General features: G+C 71.3%; 14 protein-coding genes. 8 read left to right on the forward strand and 6 right to left on the reverse strand.

The window, feature by feature from the left end:
* Nucleotides 1-20: 20 nt before the first annotated feature.
* The 5 genes from ACZ60B_RS03150 (at nucleotide 21) to ACZ60B_RS03170 (ending at nucleotide 5,390) form a co-directional block, all read left to right on the forward strand.
* The gene (locus ACZ60B_RS03150; RefSeq protein ID WP_469384082.1) at nucleotides 21-1,778 is read left to right on the forward strand and encodes an SDR family oxidoreductase; all 1,758 of its coding nucleotides are present in this window, start codon (nucleotides 21-23) and stop codon (nucleotides 1,776-1,778) included.
* A 226-nt stretch (nucleotides 1,779-2,004) separates the two neighbouring features.
* Nucleotides 2,005-2,553 (forward strand): RNA 2'-phosphotransferase, encoded by a 549-nt coding sequence (locus ACZ60B_RS03155; protein WP_469383718.1) that lies wholly within the window; start codon nucleotides 2,005-2,007, stop codon nucleotides 2,551-2,553.
* Between the two features lie 108 nt (nucleotides 2,554-2,661).
* Nucleotides 2,662-3,534, forward strand: a complete 873-nt coding sequence (locus tag ACZ60B_RS03160) for a DUF72 domain-containing protein (protein WP_469384083.1) — start codon at nucleotides 2,662-2,664, stop codon at nucleotides 3,532-3,534.
* A 10-nt stretch (nucleotides 3,535-3,544) separates the two neighbouring features.
* Complete coding sequence (locus tag ACZ60B_RS03165; RefSeq protein ID WP_469383719.1) at nucleotides 3,545-4,441, forward strand: LLM class flavin-dependent oxidoreductase; 897 nt, start codon at nucleotides 3,545-3,547, stop codon at nucleotides 4,439-4,441.
* Nucleotides 4,442-4,502: 61 nt separating this feature from the next.
* Entirely contained in the window at nucleotides 4,503-5,390 is an 888-nt protein-coding gene (locus ACZ60B_RS03170; RefSeq protein ID WP_469383721.1) for a Cof-type HAD-IIB family hydrolase, read from the forward strand.
* Here ACZ60B_RS03170 and ACZ60B_RS03175 read toward each other — a convergent pair.
* The 6 genes from ACZ60B_RS03175 to hisC form a co-directional block, all read right to left on the reverse strand.
* Nucleotides 5,387-6,448 (reverse strand): M23 family metallopeptidase, encoded by a 1,062-nt coding sequence (locus ACZ60B_RS03175; protein WP_469383722.1) that lies wholly within the window; start codon nucleotides 6,446-6,448, stop codon nucleotides 5,387-5,389. The genes ACZ60B_RS03170 and ACZ60B_RS03175 overlap by 4 nt on opposite strands.
* Before the next feature lie 209 nt (nucleotides 6,449-6,657).
* The gene (locus tag ACZ60B_RS03180) at nucleotides 6,658-8,334 is read right to left on the reverse strand and encodes a GAF domain-containing sensor histidine kinase (RefSeq protein ID WP_469383724.1); all 1,677 of its coding nucleotides are present in this window, start codon (nucleotides 8,332-8,334) and stop codon (nucleotides 6,658-6,660) included.
* 82 nt (nucleotides 8,335-8,416) lie between these two features.
* Nucleotides 8,417-11,926 (reverse strand): thiol reductant ABC exporter subunit CydD, encoded by a 3,510-nt coding sequence (gene cydD / locus ACZ60B_RS03185; protein ID WP_469383726.1) that lies wholly within the window; start codon nucleotides 11,924-11,926, stop codon nucleotides 8,417-8,419.
* Between the two features lie 52 nt (nucleotides 11,927-11,978).
* Nucleotides 11,979-12,983 carry a cytochrome d ubiquinol oxidase subunit II gene (gene cydB, locus ACZ60B_RS03190; RefSeq protein WP_469383727.1) on the reverse strand — a complete coding sequence of 335 codons (1,005 nt, stop codon included), beginning with the start codon at nucleotides 12,981-12,983 and terminating at the stop codon, nucleotides 11,979-11,981.
* A 20-nt stretch (nucleotides 12,984-13,003) separates the two neighbouring features.
* Nucleotides 13,004-14,512, reverse strand: a complete 1,509-nt coding sequence (locus tag ACZ60B_RS03195) for a cytochrome ubiquinol oxidase subunit I (RefSeq protein WP_469383729.1) — start codon at nucleotides 14,510-14,512, stop codon at nucleotides 13,004-13,006.
* 294 nt (nucleotides 14,513-14,806) lie between these two features.
* On the reverse strand, nucleotides 14,807-15,886 hold the full coding sequence (gene hisC, locus ACZ60B_RS03200; RefSeq protein WP_469383730.1) for a histidinol-phosphate transaminase: 1,080 nt from the start codon (nucleotides 15,884-15,886) through the stop codon (nucleotides 14,807-14,809).
* Nucleotides 15,887-16,320: 434 nt separating this feature from the next.
* Here hisC and ACZ60B_RS03205 point away from each other — a divergent pair, with 434 nt between their 5' ends.
* The 3 genes from ACZ60B_RS03205 (at nucleotide 16,321) to ACZ60B_RS03215 (ending at nucleotide 20,087) form a co-directional block, all read left to right on the forward strand.
* On the forward strand, nucleotides 16,321-17,433 hold the full coding sequence (locus ACZ60B_RS03205; RefSeq protein ID WP_469383733.1) for a LacI family DNA-binding transcriptional regulator: 1,113 nt from the start codon (nucleotides 16,321-16,323) through the stop codon (nucleotides 17,431-17,433).
* A gap of 514 nt (nucleotides 17,434-17,947) precedes the next feature.
* A complete protein-coding gene (locus ACZ60B_RS03210) occupies nucleotides 17,948-19,030 on the forward strand; it encodes a metallophosphoesterase (RefSeq protein ID WP_469383735.1) in 1,083 nt (360 codons plus the stop codon).
* A gap of 181 nt (nucleotides 19,031-19,211) precedes the next feature.
* Nucleotides 19,212-20,087 carry a hypothetical protein gene (locus ACZ60B_RS03215; protein WP_469383737.1) on the forward strand — a complete coding sequence of 292 codons (876 nt, stop codon included), beginning with the start codon at nucleotides 19,212-19,214 and terminating at the stop codon, nucleotides 20,085-20,087.
* Nucleotides 20,088-20,106 lie beyond the last annotated feature (19 nt).

The following is a 20,106-nucleotide window of genomic DNA, read 5'->3' on the forward strand; positions in this document are numbered from 1 at the left end:
AGGTGACGCGGGTGGCACGGGTGACGACGCTGAAGGACGCGCGGGAGCGTCGGGTGCGGACCGGCGGGGTCGAGCTGTGCGTGGCCGAGCTGGGCGACGCCGGGCAGCCGACGGTGGTCCTGGTGCACGGCTATCCGGACAGCAAGGAGGTCTGGTCCGAGGTCGCCGTCCGGCTCGCCGACCGCTTCCACGTGGTCCTGTACGACGTCCGGGGCCACGGACGCTCCACGGCACCGCGCCCGCTGCGCGGGGGCTTCACCCTGGAGAAGCTGACGGACGACTTCCTGGCCGTCCTGGACGCGGTCAGCCCGGACCGGCCGGTGCACCTGGTCGGGCACGACTGGGGGTCGGTGCAGGCCTGGGAGTTCGTCACGGTCGGCCGCACCGAGGGCCGGATCGCGTCCTTCACCTCGATGTCCGGCCCGTCGCTCGACCACTTCGGGCACTGGATCGAGTCGCGGGTGAAACGGCCGACGCCCCGCCGGGTGGGCCAACTCCTCGGCCAGGGCGCCAGGTCCTGGTACGTGTACCTGCTGCACACACCCGCGCTGCCGGAAATGGCCTGGCGCGGGCCGCTCGGCAGAGGCTGGCCGACGCTCCTGCGCCGCCTGGAGAAGGTCCCGGCGGGCGACTACCCGACCTCGTCGCTGCCCTCGGACGCCGCACACGGCGCCTGGCTGTACCGGGACAACGTCCGGACCAGACTGCGCAGGCCCCGCCCGAACGCCCGCGCGCACGCGCCCGTGCAGCTCGTGACGCCCCTCGGGGACGCGTTCCTGTCACAGCGGCTCTACGACGAACTGGAGCGGTGGGTCCCACGGCTGACCCGGCGCACCCTGCCCGCGGGGCACTGGATCCCGCGCACCCGGCCCGATCAGCTCGCCGCCTGGATCACCGAGTTCGCGACCGATGTGGAGAGGGGGCGCCGGGAACGGCGGCCCACCGGCCGGTACGCCGACCGCTTCGGCGGGCAGCTCGTCCTGGTCACCGGCGCGGGCAGCGGCATCGGACGGGCGACGGCGCTCGCGTTCGCCGAGTGCGGCGCGCGGGTGGTGGCCGTAGACCGCGACGGGGAGGCCGCCGCCCGCACCGCCGAACTGGCCCGGTCGGCCGGCGCCCCGGACGCCTGGGCCGAGACGGTCGACGTCTCCGACGAGCAGGCCATGGAGAAGCTCGCCGAACGGGTCGCCGCCGAGCACGGCGTGGTCGACGTGCTGGTGAACAACGCCGGCATCGGCCTGTCCGGCTCCTTCTTCGCGACGACACCGGACGACTGGCGCAGGGTCCTGGACGTCAATCTGTGGGGTGTCATCCACGGCTGCCGTCTCTTCGGCCGGCAGATGGCCGAGCGCGGCCAGGGCGGTCACATCGTCAACACCGCTTCCGCGGCGGCGTACCAGCCCTCCCGGGCCCTGCCCGCCTACAGCACCTCCAAGGCGGCGGTCCTGATGCTCAGCGAGTGCCTGCGGGCCGAACTGGCCGGGCAGGACATCGGCGTGACGGCCGTCTGCCCCGGCATCGTCAACACCGGCATCACCTCGACGGCGACCTTCGCGGGTGTGGACGCGCAGGAACAGCGGCGTCGGCGGCAGCGGGCCGCGCGCCTGTACGGACTGCGCAACTATCCGCCGGAGAAGGTCGCCGAGGCGATCCTGCGCGCGGTGGTCCGCGACGAGGCGGTGGTCGCGGTGACCCCGGAGGCGCGGGGCGCGCGTCTGCTGACGCGATGGGCGCCCGGAGCGTTGCGGGCACTGGCCCGGGTGAGGCCACCGGTCTGACCGCTGGGGGCGCCCGCCTCCCGTACCGGGCCCGGGCGCCTCGGGTCGGGCCGTCGCACGTCGCACGTCGCTCCACATCAGTCGATCTTGACAAAAGCGCGCGAATCGACAAGCAGTTGTCCACAGATCGCTCAATTCATCTGTGGATAACTAGAGTTAGCTGTGGACCAAACCTCCACCGCAAAACAAAGTGCGTGATCCGCGTCTCCCGCGCCATGCTGTCGGAATGGATGAAAGACGCACCGTGAAGGTGTCGAAGTACCTTTCGAAACACCTGCGCCATCAGCCCGAGCGCATCGGTCTGACCCTCGACGACGGGGGCTGGGTCGAGATCGGGACCCTGATGGCGGCGGCCGCCGCCCACGGCTTCCGCTTCACCCGGGACGAGCTCGACCATGTGGTCGCCGTGAACGACAAGAAGCGCTTCGCGATCGAGGGCACCCGGATCCGGGCCAGCCAGGGCCACAGCGTCGAGGTGGACCTCGGGCTGCCGCCGACGACGCCACCGCCGTACCTCTTCCACGGAACCGTGGCCCGCCATCTGGACGCGATCCGCGCCGAGGGTCTGCGGCCCATGAACCGGCACGACGTACACCTCTCGGCCGACCGCGAGACGGCGACCCGCGTCGGCGCCCGCCGCGGACGACCCGTCGTGCTCTCCGTGGACGCCGCCGCGATGCACCGCGACGGCCATGTCTTCCAGGTCAGTGCGAACGGGGTGTGGCTGACGAAGGCCGTACCTCCGCGGTATCTGCGGCTTCCCCAGCCGCACTGAAGGCGTGTGCGGTGACCGTTTCACGTGCCCGCCGCTCCCGATGACGAGACGCGCAAAAAGACCATGTACCGGACGAATCCGTCGCCGCATACGGGGAAGGCAGACGGAATGGGAGAGATCCGGGTCGGAACCTGCTCATGGACGGACAAGGCGCTGGTATCCAGCGGGTGGTACCCGACAGGTCACCGCGACGCGGAGGGCAGACTGCGGCACTACGCCGCACAGTTCCCGGTGGCAGAGGTGGACTCCACCTACTACGGGCTGCCCAGTACCCACAACAGCCTTCTGTGGATCGACCGCACCCCTGCGGGGTTCCGGTTCGACGTGAAAGCGTTCTCCCTGCTCACCGGGCATCCGACACGACCGGAAGCACTGCCCGCGGACCTGCGCCCGGCCTTCGCGCGGCAGCGGGGACGGCCAGGTATCGACCCTGGACTGCTCGACGATGTGTGGGACCGGTACAGCGGGGCTCTCGAACCACTCCGCGAACACGGCCGCCTGGGAACGCTGGTTTTCCAGTTCTCACACCGGTTCGAACCGGGGAGGGCGGCGGTGGAGTTTCTGCGCCGGTGCCGTGAGCGCGCCGCGGGATGGCCGATGGCCGTGGAGTTCCGGCACCCCGACTGGTGGCGCGAGGAACGCGTCGATGCGACGACCGCCCTGCTGACGGACCTGGACACGGCAGCCGTGGCCGTGGACACGGTGCAGACCCTTCCTGCTTCCATGCCACCGGTCGCACGGGTCACCACCCCGGAATTCGCCCTGGTGCGTTTCCACGGTCGCAGCAGCGCCTGGAGGACCGGCACCAAGGAAGAGAGATTCCGTCACTCGTACACGCTCGAAGAGCTCTCCGAGTGGACACCACGCATCCGTGAGATGGCCGAGCAGGCGCAGGAAGTCCACGTCCTGTTCAACAATTGCTGCGGTGACGCCGCCGTCCGCGCCGCGCAGTCGATGCAACACCTGCTCGGTCTCTCGTAGAGTCGACCCCATGCGACTGAGCACTGTGATTCTGCCGATCGACCGCTGGCGCGACGAGGGCCGCGACAAGTGGCGACGCGCCGAGGAGCTGGGCTTCCACACCGCATTCACCTACGACCACCTTTCCTGGCGGACCTTCCGCGACGGCCCGTGGTTCGGAGCCGTGCCGACGCTGACCGCGGCGGCCGCCGTCACCGACCGGCTGCGCCTCGGCACGCTCGTGACCTCGCCGAACTTCCGGCACCCGGTGACCCTCGCCAAGGAGCTCATCTCCCTGGACGACGTCTCCGCCGGCCGGGTCACCCTCGGCATCGGCGCGGGCGGCACCGGATTCGACGCCACCGCCCTCGGTCAGGAGCCCTGGACCCCGCGCGAGCGCGCCGACCGGCTGGCCGAGTTCATCCCCCTGCTCGACCGGCTCCTCACCGAGGACTCGGTGTCGTACGAGGGCGACTTCTACTCGGCGCACGAAGCGCGCAACATCCCCGGATGCGTACAGCGTCCGCGGCTGCCCTTCGCCGTGGCCGCCACCGGCCCGCGCGGACTGAAGCTCGCCGCACAGTACGGGCAGGCGTGGGTGACCACCGGCGACCCCAAGCTGTACGAGAACGGCACCCCGGAGGAGTCGCTTCGCGCCCTCCGCGGCCAGGCCGACAAGCTGGCCGACGCCTGCGCCGAGCTGGGCCGGGGCGTGGACGAGCTGGACAAGATCCTGCTCACCGGCTTCACCCCGGACCGCGGCCGTCCGCTGGAGTCGCTCGACGCCTTCGTGGACTTCGCCGGACGGCATCAGGAGCTGGGCTTCACGGAGCTGGTCATCCACTGGCCCATCCCCGAGTCGGACTTCGCCGCGGACATGAAGGTCTTCGAACGGATCGCCATGGAGGCCCCGGCGCAGCTCGGCTGACCGCCGACACCACGTCATCTGTGTCTCAGCTGTACGCACACCGGCACACCTGTGCGGGCATATGCGCGAGAATGACCCGGTGACCTCAGCGACCAGAGCATCCGCGACCCAGGCCGCCGCCGTTCCCCCACGGCTGATCGCCACCGATCTCGACGGCACCCTGCTGCGCGACGACAAGTCGGTGTCGCCGCGCACGGTCGCCGCCCTCACCGCGGCCGAGGAGGCGGGTATCGAGGTCTTCTTCGTCACCGGCCGCCCGGCCCGCTGGATGGACGTCGTCAGCGCCCACGTCCACGGGCACGGCCTGGCGATCTGCGGAAACGGTGCCGCCGTGGTCGACCTGCACGGCGGCCCCGGCATGCACCGGTTCGTGAAGGTGCGGGAGCTGGCCCGGCAGAACGCGCTGGACGCCGTACAGCTCCTGCGTGACGCGGCCCCCGGCACGGTGGTCGCCGTCGAGCAGACCTACGGCTTCTACCAGGAGCCCGCCTACCCGAAGCTGCACATGGAGATCCCCGACCATCGCGCCCCGGCCGAGGACCTGCTGGCGCCCGACGGCCCCGGTGCCGGCGAGCCGGTGCTGAAGATCCTCGCCTACCACCCCGACCTCGACCCCGACGACTTCCTCGACGTCGGCCGCCTCGCGATCGGCACGCGTGCCAGCGTCACCCGCTCCAGCCCGAGCGCCCTGCTGGAGATCAGCGGTCCCGGCGTCTCCAAGGCCAGCACCCTCGCTCTGTGCTGTGCCGAGCGCGGTATCTCCCCCGAGGAGGTCGTCGCCTTCGGGGACATGCCCAACGACGTCGAGATGCTGACCTGGGCGGGCCGGTCGTACGCGATGGGCAACGCCCACCCGGCCGTGGTCGCCGCGGCCTCCGGACGGACGGTCGCCAACAACGACGACGGGGTGGCGGTCGTGATCGAGCGGATGCTGGCGGAGCGGGGCTAACCGAGCGGTCCCACCGGCACCCCGCGGCCTCCGAGCCAGGGCACCGGGTCCAGCGCCGAGTCCGACTCCGTGCCGGCCCGCACCTCGAAGTGCAGGTGCGGGCCGGTGGAGTTGCCGGTGGTGCCCGACAGACCGATCCACTGGCCGGTCGTCACCCGGTCGCCCGGGTCGACGGCGACGGCGGCCAGATGGGCGTACCGGGTGCGGTAGCCGTCGTCGTGGCGGATGACGACCTGGATGCCGAAGGCGCCCCCGCAGGCGACCTTCACCACCCGGCCCGCGCCGACGGCCCGGACCGGGGTGCCGATCGGCACGGCGAAGTCCTGTCCGGTGTGCCGGTGCGCCCACCGCTCGCCACGGCTGCCGAAGCGCGCGGACAGCGTGTACTCCGCCACCGGCGCCACCCACGCGCTCGTGACGCTCTTCGACGGCCGGCCGAGCCGGACCGTGCCGCCGCAGCTGCCCGCGGCGACCGAGGCGGCGGCCTGCGCCCGCAACCGTTCTCGGGCCTCGTCGAGCTTCGCCCCGATGGTCCCCCTGACCTCGGCCAGCACGCGGTTGCGCTTCCGCGCCAGCCGCCAGCGCGCGGTGGCCGTCGCCTGGTCGGCCACCAGCCGCGCCTCGGCCCGCCGGCTCCTGGCGATCGCGTCGCCGACGGCCCGACCCGCCCCGGAGGGACCGGGTCGGCTGTCTGCCTGACTGCCGGGGCGGGCCGCCCCGGCGAGCCGCGCGACCGCCCGTGGGGCCCCGGCGTCGTGAGGGCGGACGATCCGGCCCCGGTCCTGGCGCAGGGCGGCGCCTGCCCGGCGTTCACGCTCCAGGAGCAGCCCGGCCCGCCGCACCGCCGCCAGCAACCGCTCGGCCTCGTGCCGCCCCGCCGCGTACTGCCGCGCCACCTCCGCGTCCGCCTCGTACAGCCGCGCCACCTCCGCACCCGTGCCCTGGACGGCCTGTCCCTCCCCGGCATCCCCGTCGGCTCCCGTGGAGTGCGCCACGAACACCGCCAGCGCGCACAGCAGTACCGGAACCAGCAGCGGGCGACGGCGAGATGAGTGCATGTCAGTGATCATCGCCGGGCCGAGCGGGCCCGGTCCTGTTCAGGTCGTATGCACGGGGGACGCGCCGCCCCGGACGGCCCAGTACGGACAGTCCGGTATGGACGGCTGCCGGTACGGACAGTCCGGTATGGACGGCTGCCGGTACGGACAGTCCGGTTCGGACGGCTGCCGGTACGGACAGCCCGGTTCGGACGACTGCCGGTTCGGGCTCAGTACGGGGCCTCCCACACCAGCGTCGTGCCACGGCCGCCGGGTCCGATGCCCGGCCCGTACCGGCTGCCGCCGCCGAGCGACTCGGCGCGCCGCGCGAGATTGCACAGGCCGCTGCGCCGACCCCCCTCGGGGATACCGACACCGTCGTCCGCGACCGTCAGCCGGACGCCGGGCCGACCGTCCGGCAGGGTCACCGTCGCGTCGACGACGACATCGATCCGAGCGGCCCCGGCGTGCCGGAAGGCGTTGGAGAGCGCCTCCCGCAGCGCGGCGACGAGGTTCGTCCCGGTGAGGTCGCCGACCAGGCCGTCGATCTCACCGACGAATCGGTGCGCGGGCCTGAAGCCGAGCGGCACGGCGGCCGTGCTGATCTCGCGCAGCACGCGCGTACGCAACCCCGCCGCGGCCGTACCGAGGTCCTGCCGGAGCGCGAAGACCACGCTGCGGATCTCCTGGATGGTGACGTCGAGCTCGACCGCTGCCCTGTCGACCCGCTCCCGCACCTCGGGCACGACGGACCCGCGTCGGGCGCGCTCCAGCATCGTCCCCGCCGCGAACAGCCGCTGGACGACGAGGTCGTGCAGATCGCGGGCGATGCGCTCGCGGTCCTCGTACACCGCGAGCCGCTCCCGGTCGCGCTGTGCCTCCGCCATCATCAGGGCGAGCGCGGCCTGCGCGGCGAACTGCGCCGCGAGGGTGCGCTCGCCCCGCGTGAACGGCCGCCCCCCGCGGGCGCGTGGTGTGACGAGGGCGCCGAGAACGCGCCCGTCGCTCTTCAGGGGCAGCATCATCGTCGGCCCGTAGCCGCGCATGAACCCGGTGGACAGGCGTGGGTCGGTGGCCGCGTCGTCGACGAAGGCCGGCTGCCCGTCGAGGAGTTCGGCGACGACCCGGTTCTCCGCCGGGATGACCACTCCCAGCAGGGCCGACGGCGGGCGGGAGGCCACGGCGACGATCTCCAGGCCCCCTTCGTCGGCGGGCAGCAGCACCGCGCCGACGGCCGATCCGGACAGCCGGCGGGCCTGTTCGGCGACGACCTGGAGGGCGTCGTCGGCGTCACCGCCGGACAGCAGGGCGGTGGTGACGGCGACCGAACCGTCGATCCAGCGCTCGCGCTGCCGCGCGGCCTCGTACAGGCGGGCGTTGCCCACCGCGATGCCCGCCTCCATGGCCAGCACCCGGACCACGTCGAGGTCGTCTTCGTGGAAGGGTCCGCCACCGCGCTTCTCGGTCAGATAGAGGTTGCCGAAGACGGCACCGTGGACGCGGATGGGGACCCCGAGGAAGCTGCGCATCGGCGGATGGTGCGCGGGGAAGCCGCAGGAGCGCGGGTCCGTGGCGAGGTCCGCGAGCCGGACCGGTCCCGGGTCGCGGATCAGCGCGCCCAGCAGCCCCTTGCGCCCGTCGGGCCGCCGTCCGATCCGGCGGGCGGTCTCCTCGTCGACCCCGTGGTGCACGAAGTCGGAGAGTCCCTCACCATCCTCGGCGATGACACCGATGGCCGCGTACCGGGCTCCGGTCAGGTCGGCCGCCGTCTCGCAGATGCGGTCCAGGGTGGAGTGCAGCTCCAGGCCCCTGCCGACGGACCGCATGGCCTCCAGCAGCCGCAGGACCCGTCCCGCCGCTTCGGCCGACGGCCCCGACAGGGGTTCGCGGGACGACGCGGTGGACATGCCCCGAGCCTAATGAGTCCCCTTTTGCGCCGAAAGTCGAGAGCGCCGGCCGGTCATCGCACGAGGGCTCGCGGTCGGTCGGTCATCCCGCGGCCACCAGGAGCTCCGACTCCGCCTCCCGCCGCACCATGCTGCGCAGCGGCCCGGCCGTGGCCGCGAGTTCCGTGTAGGTACCGCGCTGCACCACCCGCCCCTCGTCCAGTACGAGCACCTCGTCCACGGCTTCGAGACCGGCCAGCCGATGGGTGATCAACAGGGTCGTACGGCCCTCGGTGGCGGCCAGCAGATCGGAGGTGAGCGCGTCGGCCGTCGCCAGGTCGAGATGCTCGGCGGGCTCGTCGAGCACGAGCACCGGGAAATCGGCGAGGAGCGCCCGGGCCAGCGCGAGCCGCTGCCGCTGCCCACCGGACAGCCGGGCCCCGTGTTCGCCGATCAGCGTGTCCAGTCCGTCGGGCAGGGTGTCCGCCCAGTCCCACAGACGGGCCCGCACGAGCGCGTCCCGCAGGTCGTCCTCGGTCGCGTCCTTCCTCGCGAGGAGCAGGTTCTCGCGCACCGAGCTGTCGAAGAGGTGCGCGTCCTGTGCGCACAGTCCGACCTGGCGCCGTACGTCGTCGCCGTCCAGCGCCTGCGCGTCCACACCCGCCAGCGTGTACGAGCCCGCGTCCGCGTCCAGGAAGCGCAGCAGCACCTGCGCGAGCGTCGTCTTGCCGGACCCGGACGGCCCGACCACGGCGATCCGGCGCCCCTGCGCCAGCGTGAGGTCCACCCCGCGGACCGCGTCCCGGTCCTGCCCGGCGTGCCGGGCGGACAGCCCCTTCAGGACGACCGGGAACGGCGACGCCGGTGCCTGCCGGGGCCGTTCCGGCTCACGAACGGGTTCGGGGGCGTCGAGCACCTCGTACACGCGCTGTGCGCTCCTGCGGACCCGCTGCCGGAACTGTGCGGCGAGCGGCAGCCCGAGGACGGCCTCGAAGGCGGCCAGCGGCGTCAGGACGACGACGGCCATCGCCACCCCCTCCAGCCGCCCGGCAGCGACCGCCTGGGCGCCCACGGCGGCGGTGGCGGTCACGGTCAGGCCGCAGAGCAGCGCGGTCAGCCCGTCACCGAGCGCGGTCGCGGCCGCGGCCCGCGAGGCGATCCGGGTGAGTGCTGTGTCGGCCCTGCGGACCTCCTCGGCACGCACGGGCAGGGCACCGGCGACGGTGATCTCCGCGGTGCCGGTGAGCAGGTCGGCCACCCGGGTGGCGAGCACGCCGCGGGCGGGGGCGAGGCGGTGTTCCGCGCGCCGGGCCACGGCGGCGGTCACCAGCGGCACCCCGGCCCCGGCCGCGAGCAGTCCGGCCGCGAGCACGGCGCCCGCCTCGGGCAGCAGCCAGGCCGTGAACGCGACGGATCCGGCGAAGACGAGCACGGCGGCCCCGGCCGGCAGCAGCCACCGCAGCCAGTAGTCCTGAAGGGCGTCGACATCGGCGACGAGCCGCGCGAGCAGGTCGCCCCGGCGGGTCCGGCGCAGCCCGGCGGGCGCCAGCCGCTCCAGCCGCCGGTACACGGCGACCCGGGTGTCGGCCAGCATCCGCAGCACGGCGTCGTGCGACACCAGCCGCTCGGCATAGCGGAAGACGGCCCGCCCGATCCCGAAGGCCCGGGTCGCCGTCACCGCCACCATCAGATACAGCACGGGCGGCTGCTGCGAGGCCCGCGAGATGAGCCACCCGGAGGTGGCCATGAGCCCGACGGCGCTCCCGAGCGCGAGACCGCCGAGCAGCAGCGCCAGGACGAGCCGACCGCGCCGGGCGCCGGCCATGGCACGCACCCGGGCCAGGGTGCCGCGGGTGCTCGTCGTGACGTGCCCCGTGGTGTCGTCGGGGGCGACGGACGCCGCCCCCCCCGCCCCCGTCCCGGCAGGACGTGCCGGGTTGCTTCCGGCCACGGCCGCCCCGGGAGCGGCCGGCTCGGCCGGTTCCAGCCGAACCACCCGGTCCGCCACCGCCAGCAGCGCCGGCCGGTGCACGACGAGAAGCACGGTCCGCCCCACCGCCAGCCGCCGCACCGCCTCGACGACCTCGGCCTCGGTCGCGCCGTCGAGCGCCGCGGTCGGTTCGTCGAGCAGCAGCACGGGCCGGTCGGCGAGGAACGCGCGGGCCAGTGCGAGCCGCTGCCGCTGTCCGGCGGACAGACCCGCGCCGTCCTCACCGAGGACGGTGCCGGTCCCGGCCGGAAGGGCGTCGACGAAGTCCAGCGCTCCCGCGTCCCGCAGCGCCCGGCGTACCGCCTCGTCGTCCGCTCCGGGGCGGGCCAGCCGTACGTTCTCCGCGATCGTCCCGGCGTACAGGTGCGGGCGCTGCGGCACCCAGGCGATCTGGGACCGCCACTGTGCGAGGTCGAGGCCGGCCAGGTCGGCACCGCCGATCAGGATCCGTCCCTCGGCCGGGTCCACGAAGCCCAGCAGGGCATGGAGCAGCGTCGACTTGCCCGCACCGCTCGGCCCCACGAGTGCGACCGTCTCCCCGGCCTCGACAGCGAAGGAGGCCCCGGTCACGGCGTCCTCGGAGCGTCCGGGATACCTGACCATCACTCCCTCGAAGGCCACACCTCCCGTCGGCACGGCGGCCGTGCCCGTCGCCGGCACAGGGGTCTCCAGCACGGCGAAGATCTCCTCGGCCGCCGCGAGCCCCTCCGCCGCCGCGTGGTACTGCGCCCCCACCTGGCGCAGCGGCAGATATGCCTCGGGGGCGAGCACGAGGATGACCAGACCGATGTACAGGTCCATCTCGCCGTGGACGAGCCGCATGCCGATCGTCACGGCGACCAGGGCCACCGAGAGCGTGGAGAGCAGTTCCAGCGCGAACGAGGAGAGGAAGGCGATCCGCAGGGTGCGCATGGTCGCCTGGCGGTACTCGCCGGTGATACGCCGGATGGAGTCGGCCTGCGCCTTGGCGCGCCCGAACACCTTCAGTGTCGGCAGTCCCGCGACCACGTCGAGGAAGTGCCCCGAGAGCCGGGACAGCAGCCGCCACTGCCGGTCCATCCGGGACTGGGTGGCCCAGCCGATCAGCATCATGAACAGGGGGATGAGCGGCAGTGTGCCGACGATGATGGCGGCGGAGACCCAGTCCTCGGTGACGATCCGCGCGAGTACGGCCACCGGTACGACCACGGCGAGACCCAACTGCGGCAGACAGCGGGAGAAGTAGTCGTCGAGGGCGTCGACTCCCCGGGTGGCGAGGGCGACCAGTGATCCGGTGCGCTGACCGCTCAGCCATCCCGGACCGAGCGCTGCCGCCCGGTCCAGCAACCGCATCCGCAGTTCCGACTTCACGGCCGCGCTCGCGCGGTGGGCCGCCAGTTCGGTGAGCCAGGCGACCAGCGCCCGTCCACCCGCGACGGCCGCCAACAACATCAGGGGCGTGCCGAGTTCACCTGCCGTCAGTCCGCGCTGGAACGCGCCGACCACCACCTCGGCGATGAGCATCGCCTGCGCGATGACCAGCCCGGCCCCGAGAGCGCCCAGGCCGACGACGGCCACCAGGAAGACGCGCGTGGCGCGGGCGTAACGCAGAAGGCGCGGATCGATCGGTTTCACGTGAAACATGCCCTTCGGACCAGAAGGGTGTGTTTCACGTGAAACACACCCCTGATCGGACTCAGTGAGCGGCTTCGGCGAGGTGGTGCGTGCCGATCCGCTTGCGGAACACCCAGTAGGTCCAACCCTGGTAGAGCAGGACGATCGGCGTGGCGATCGCCGCACACCACGTCATGATCTTCAAGGTGTACGGGCTCGACGAGGCGTTGGTGACCGTGAGGCTCCAGTCCGAGTTGAGCGAGGACGGCATGACGTCCGGGAAGAGCGACAGGAAGAGCATGGCCACGGCGGCCACGACGGTGAGACCGGAGAAGGCGAACGACCAGCCTTCACGTCCCGCCTGGTTCGCCGCGAGAGCCGCCACGAGGGCCGCCACGGCCACGACCAGGGCCACCAGGCTCTTGCCGTCCCCGCTGTCGATCTGCGTCCACAGCAGGAAGACCAGCGCCAGCACGGCGGTCACCAGACCGACCACGAGTGCCAGCTTCCGTGCCCGCTCCCGAATGTCCCCGACGGTCTTGAGCGCGGTGAACACCGCCCCGTGGAAGGTGAACAGCGTCAGCGTCACCAGACCGCCGAGGACGGCGTACGGGTTGAGCAGGTCCCAGAAGTTGCCGACGTACTCGAAGCTCTGGTCGATCTTCACACCCCGCACGATGTTGCCGAAGGCCACACCCCACAGGAACGCCGGGACCAGGGAGGTCCAGAAGATCGCCGTCTCCCAGTTGCGCTGCCAGTTCTCCTCCGGCCGCTTGGCCCGGTACTCGAAGGCGACACCCCGGACGATCAGGCAGACCAGGATGATCAGCAGGGGCAGGTAGAAGCCGGAGAACAGCGTGGCGTACCACTCGGGGAACGCGGCGAAGGTCGCGCCGCCCGCCGTCAGCAGCCACACCTCGTTGCCGTCCCAGACGGGCCCGATGGTGTTGATCAGCACCCGCCTCTCCGGGCGGTCCCGGGCGAGCAGCTTGGTGAGGATGCCCACCCCGAAGTCGAAGCCCTCCAGGAAGAAATAACCGGTCCACAGGACGGCGATCAGGACGAACCAGACGTCGTGCAGTTCCATGACTGTGCAGCTCCCTCGGCCTAGTACGAGAAGGCCATCGGCTTGTCGGCGTCACGGGGATCGCCGCCGATCTTCGTGGGCGGGTTGAGGTCGTCCTCGGTGAGCTCCGGCGGTCCTGCCTTGATGTACTTCACCAGCAGCTTGACCTCGACGACGGCGAGGATGGCGTACAGCGCGGTGAAGACGATCATCGAGGTGAGGACCTCACCCTGGGAGACACCGGGGGAGACCGCCTGGCGGGTCTGGAGCACGCCGTAGACGACCCACGGCTGACGGCCCATCTCGGTGAAGATCCAGCCCCAGGAGTTGGCGATCAGCGGGAAGCCCAGGGTCCAGATCGCCACGAGCCAGTACAGCCTGCCGAGCCGCGGGCTGAGCGCCTTGTTCTTGAAGAGCACCAGGTGCGGCACCTCGTCCTCGCCGACCCTGAGGTGCTGGGCCAGCATGAACTTCTTGCGGGTCAGCCAGAGTCCGACCAGCCCGATGGCGAAGGACGCCATGCCGAAGCCGATCATCCAGCGGAACGCCCAGAAGGTGACGGGGATGATGGGCCGGTAGTCGCCGGGCCCGTACTTCAGCTGCTCGGCCCTGTTGGTGTCGTTGATGCCGGGGACGTACGAGTTGAAGTCGTCGTCGGCGAGGAAGGACAGTATCCCCGGGATGGACAGCTCGACGGTGTTGTGACCCTTGCTGACGTCTCCGTAGGCGAAGATCGAGAACGGCGCGGAGTTCTGGCCGTCCCAGAGCGCCTCGGCGGCGGCCATCTTCATCGGCTGCTGCTTGAACATGACCTTGCCGAGGGTGTCACCGCTGATCGCGGTGAGCAGGCCGGCGATGACCACGGTGACGAGACCCAGCCGCAGCGACGTCTTCATCACGGGGACGTGCTTCTTGCGGAACAGGTGGAAGGCTGCGATGCCGACCATGAACGCGCCGCCGGTCAGGAAGGAGGCGGTGAGCGTGTGGAACGCCTGGGCAAGTGCGGTGTTCTGGGTCAGGACGTGCCAGAAGTCGGTGAGTTCGGCACGCCCCCTCACCTTGTTGATCCGGTAGCCGACGGGGTGCTGCATCCACGAGTTGGCCGCGAGGATGAAGTACGCCGACAGGATCGTTCCGATCGCGACCATCCAGATGCAGGCCAGATGGATCTTCTTGGGCAGTCTGTCCCAGCCGAAGATCCACAGACCGATGAAGGTGGACTCGAAGAAGAAGGCGATCAGGGCCTCGAAGGCCAGCGGAGCGCCGAAGATGTCGCCGACGAAGCGCGAGTAGTCCGACCAGTTCATGCCGAACTGGAACTCCTGCACGATGCCGGTGACGACACCCATCGCGATGTTGATCAGGAAGAGCTTGCCCCAGAACTTCGTCGCCCTGAGGTATTTCTCGTTCTCGGTGCGCACCCAGGCGGTCTGGAGACCGGCGACGAGGGCGGCGAGCGAGATCGTCAGGGGGACGAAGAGGAAGTGGTAGACGGTGGTGATGCCGAACTGCCAGCGCGCCAGCGTCTCCGGCGCCAGAGCCAATTCCACGTCGTCAGTCTCCTTACGTTGCCGCAATACAGCGGCAGTTTGCCCCATTTGTCACACATATCAGCGGAGTAAATGGGACACGCTTGTGAACGCGTTCACATTCACAAGCAAGTATGGCGCATGCCCGTTCGACACCTGAGGGCCGGGGGTCCCTTAAGCGAGTCCCACCGGCCCGACCTCCGGGGCCGTTCGGCCCCACCGGGGAGCACCGACGACGTGAGGGGCGTCTGTTCCACGTGGAACAGACGCCCCTCACGTCGGCTTTCGGGCCCGTCGAGCGGTCCAGCGGGAGCCCTACAGGTCCCTGCGGAACCCTTCCGCCACCTTCAGGAAGATGTCGTTCGCCTCGTTCTCCCCGATCGTCACCCGTACGCCCTCACCGGCGAACGGCCGCACCACGACGCCCGCCTGCTCGCACACCGCCGCGAAGTCGACCGTGCGCTCGCCCAGCCGCAGCCACACGAAGTTGGCCTGGGTCTCGGGCACCGTCCAGCCCTGGGCGCGCAGGGCGTCGACCACGCGTGTGCGCTCGCACACCAGGGAGCCGACCCGCCCGATCAGTTCGTCCTCGGCGTTCAGCGAGGCGACCGCCGCGTCCTGCGCGAGCTGGCTCACCCCGAACGGGACCGCCGTCTTGCGCAGCGCCGCGGCGACCGGCTCATGGGCGATGGCGAATCCGACGCGCAGGCCGGCGAGGCCGTACGCCTTGGAGAACGTGCGCAGCACACAGACGTTCGGGCGGTCGCGGTACAGCTCCACCCCGTCCGGCACCTCGGTGTCACGGATGAACTCCCGGTACGCCTCGTCGAGCACCACCAGCACATCGCCGGGCACCCGGTCCAGGAAACGTTCCAGCTCGGCCCGGCGCACCACCGTGCCCGTCGGGTTGTTGGGGTTGCAGACGAAGATCAACCGCGTGCGGTCGGTGATCGCGTCCGCCATCGCGTCCAGGTCGTGCACATCGCCCGGCGTCAGCGGGACCTGCACCGAGGTGGCACCGCTGACCTGCGTGATGATCGGGTACGCCTCGAAGGACCGCCAGGCGTAGATCACCTCGTCGCCCGGTCCGGAGGTCGCCTGGATCAGCTGCTGGGCGACACCGACGGAACCGGTGCCGGTCGCCAGGTGGGAGACCGGGACGCCGAAGCGGTCGGCCAGCTCGTTCATCAGGGCCGTGCACGCCATGTCCGGGTAGCGGTTGAAGGCGGAGGCCGCGGCCGTCACGCTCTCCATCACACCGGGCAGCGGCGGGTACGGGTTCTCGTTGGAGGACAACTTGTACGCCACCGGGCCGTCGGCCGCCGCGGGCCTGCCCGGCTTGTAGGTGGGGATCCCCTCCAGCTCGGCGCGCAGCTTGGGGCTCGTCTCGCTCACCGCAGTCCTCCTCGTGACCACCACCGCTTCCAATACTTCTCACCTTATGAGGATTCGGCGCGGCTGCGCACGGGTGGTGCCCCACCTCTTCGCCGCCGGGGCTGTCGGCCGGGGTGAGCTCAAGCGTCACGGCAGTATCAGAGGCACCACGGGGACCGAGGTGCACCCTCCAGGGGGCGTGTCGCACATATATCTACGCGCCGGTGGCTCACGCCGTGGCGCGCATCCCTCGTGAAGGTGAGTTGAGACCTCTTCGAGACATCAGGTACTTGGCAGGTCGGCGCACCTCGGCAAGTCACGTACTGACACTGAATCGATCAACTGACTTGCTTTCTAAGGTAGTTGCCTGCTTATGACCATGCAGAAACGTGCCTGTCAATGCGTGCATATGCGCCCGCCCTACCCCACCGCATGAGCCCTACTATCGGCTCGCCATGACAGCAGCAGGGAAGCACCAGGTGAGCCGCGCGGAAACCTCACGTCGAGGCAGCCGGCCGGGCCGGGCGGGCATCAGGGATGTGGCCGCCGCCGCCGGGGTCTCCATCACGACCGTCTCCGATGCCCTCAACGGCAAGGGCCGGCTCCCCGACGCCACCCGACGCCATGTCCGCGAAGTCGCCGACCGACTGGGCTACCGCCCTTCGGCCGCGGCCCGAACCCTCCGTACCGGCAAGTCGGGCCTCATCGGCCTGACGGTGACGACGTACGGGGATGAACCTTTCACCTTCACGGAGTTCGCGTACTTCGCGGAGATGGCCAGAGCCGCCACCTCCGCCGCGCTCGCCCGCGGCTACGCCCTCGTCATCCTGCCGGCGACCTCGCGCCACGACGTGTGGTCGAACGTCGCCCTGGACGGCACGGTCGTCATCGACCCCTCGGACCAGGATCCGGTCGTCAGCGAGCTGGTGCGCCAAGGGCTGCCGGTCGTCTCCGACGGCCGCCCGGTCGGCTCCCTGCCGGTCACCGCCTGGGTCGACAACGATCACGAGGCCGCCGTCCTAGGCATCCTCGACCACCTGGCCGACGCCGGCGCCCGACGGATCGGGCTGCTCACGGGTACGACGACGGACACCTACACCCATCTGTCCACCACCGCGTACCTGCGCTGGTGCGAGCGCGTCGGCCAGGACCCGGTGTACGAGGCGTACCCCGCGCACGATCCGTGCGCGGGCGCCGTCGCCGCCGACCGGCTGCTCGCCCGCCCCGACCGCCCCGACGCGGTCTACGGCCTGTTCGACCCCAACGGCACCGATCTGCTGGCCGCCGCCCGCCGCTACGGGCTGCGCGTCCCGGACGACCTGCTGCTGGTCTGCTGCAGCGAGTCCACCGTGTACGCCACCACCGAGCCGCCCATCACCACGCTCTCGCTGAAACCCCGGCGCATCGGCACAGCGGTGGTCCAGCTGCTCATCGACGCCATCGAGGGCGTGGAGTCCGACCTGCCGGTCGAACAGGTGATACCCACCGAGCTGATCGTGCGCACCTCCTCCCAGCGGCGCCCGCCGCGCACCACGGTCAGTCCGCCGAGGACTCCCGACCGGAGATAGCGAGCGCTCACGGGGCGGGCCGGGGCCCTCGGGACGCCCCGGCCGCGCGACGCCGCCGTGCGGCCCGCACAGGGGACGGGCCGCGCAGAAGGCGGACCGCGCAGGGGAGCGGGCCGGCCCCGGGACCGGCCGCGGTGGCGTTCTCGGCCGCGGTCACCGCCCGGCAACGGCTCGGTGGGCGAAGGTGTCGGCCCGCTCCCCCGGCGCGACGCGTGAACGTGATCCCGTCCCCGGTCGGCAGCGCCGCCCACGCGGGTTCCCGATCCTGGGACACAGCTGTGACATCGACGCCCGGCCGCTCTCGTGGACCGGCGGACACCCGCGTCGACAGGTGGCCGAAGAACGGACCTATGAGGGCAAAAGCGGCGACGGATCGGAGTCCTGTTCTGATTCACCACCCCTGGGTCATCACACGGCACGATCCGCATTCCTATGATGGGCCCACGGCACCGTGGGCCGCTGCGACCAGGCAGTCCGAAACGGTGCAGATGCGGCGCGATGGTGGAGGGGTCTGATGACTCAGGGGGCCGGTCAGGGACCCGAGGTGGAGCGGACGGCGACGTTGCGCGACTTCCGGGTGCCCGCGTACGTCCATGAGACCGGTCCGTACGCCCATGACGTCCACGCCGGCGAGGCCGTCGCGCCCGTGGAGGAGGCGGTGGAGCATCCCGACGGGTACACGCCCACCCAGCGCGACCTGCCGGTGATCAACCGGGGCGACACCCTTCAGGTCCCCGTCGAACCGGCGTCCGCCCCCGTCCCGCAGCCCGCTGCCGGACCCGGCCCGCTGTACGTCGTCGGTGATGTGCACGGCTATCTCGACGAGCTGGTCGCCGCTCTCCAGGCCAAGGGCCTGATCGACGCGGCCGGTCAGTGGTGCGCGGGCACCACACGGCTGTGGTTCCTCGGCGACTTCACCGACCGCGGCCCGGACGGCATCGGCGTGATCGACCTCGTGATGCGGCTGTCCGCGGAGGCCGCCGCGGCCGGCGGCTACTGCAAGGCCCTCATGGGCAACCACGAGCTGCTGCTGCTCGGCGCCAAGCGGTTCAACGACACCCCCGTCAACTCCGGCGCGGGCACGGCCACCTTCCAGGCGGCCTGGCTGCTCAACGGCGGCCAGAAGACCGACATGGACCGCCTCCAGGACCACCACCTCCAGTGGATGGCCCGCCTCGACGCCATCGAGGAGGTCGACGGCCATCTCCTCGTCCACTCGGACACCACCGCCTACCTCGACTACGGCGACTCGATCGAAGCGGTCAACGACACCATCCGCGAGGCCCTCACCCGCAACGACGCGGACGAGGTCTGGGACCTGTTCCGCAAGTTCACCAAGCGCTTCTCCTTCCGCGACGAGGGGGGAGCGGACGCCGTCCGCTCCCTGCTCGACGTGTACGGCGGCACCCGCATCGTCCACGGCCACAGCCCGATCCCCTATCTGCTGGGCGAGGTCGGTTCCGAGGACGACGAGGACGGCAGCCGTCCCGTGGTCGACGGACCTCACGTCTATGCCGAAGGTCTCGCGATCGCGATGGACGGCGGTGTGACCATGGCCGGAAAGCTGCTGGTCCAGCAACTTCCGCTACCGGTCTGAGCGTTCGCGGGGCTCACCTCCGGCAGACGGAGCCTCTGCAGGACGGCACCCAATTCTGGAAACCCCCTGTCACCCCGAGCCGTAGCCGCTCTACTATCGGCTTATCCGTAGCAGGCTCCCCTCCGTTTCTGCCCGACGGCTCGTCGCCATGCGAGCCTCAAGCCCTACGGAGCATCGGGGGATGCACATGAACAGCGTTCCGCAGCACCTGTTGAGCGAGGACCGCCAGGAGTACGAGCGGGTCCTCGGTGAGGCGCTGCGCTCCGCACCACACCGCCCGGAACTCGCCGCTGTCGGACAGCGGCTCAACCCCGAACAACTGCGCACCATGGCGCTCAACGCCACCGCGCTCATCACGGCCGCCGCGGCGACCGAATACCAGCACTACGTGAAGGTCCGCGAGGAACTGCGCCAGCCGGCGCCGTCCACCCCTTCGTCGCCCATGCCCGTGTCCGGCTCAGCGGAGCCGGGGGCGGGCGGCGCGTTGGGGCTCGCCGCCACCATGGGGGAGGTCGCGGAGACCGCCGGCGCAGGCGCCGTCGCCGTCGTCGCGGTCCTCGCCCCCGTCCTCGCCGGAACCGCCGCGGCGATCTTCCTGCTCGTGGGCTACATACTCAAAATGCTCGACCCCGAGCCGACGATCGCCCAGACCATGATCACCGCCGGATGGGTGTTCGGCGCCATGACGGCGGCCGCGATCCTCGTGGCCACCGTCGGACTGCTGCTCACCGCGCTGCGCAACCGGCCCTCACTCGAAGCGGAATCGCAGGCCGCGCTCAACGAGGAAGTGACCCGGGCCAGGGAGGCCTGGTGCGAGGCCCTCCTGGAGCGGGGCATCCTGCCGTTCCTGCAAGAAGCACTCGCCGAACCCGGCACGGCGGTCGCGGGACACCGCACCGCCCCGTCGGCACCGACCGGCCGCATCCCCCGCCTCGGCTACGACCGCCCGGGCTTCACCAGCCCCGACGACGGCCCCGCCGCGGGTCCGCGCCCGAGCTACACGAGCCCGGACTTCACCAGCCCGGACTTCGGCGGCCCGGAGCACCAGCCGGAATAGCCCCTCGGCTTGCGCCCTC

The sequence above is a fragment of the Streptomyces sp. NPDC104096 genome (assembly GCF_055584385.1).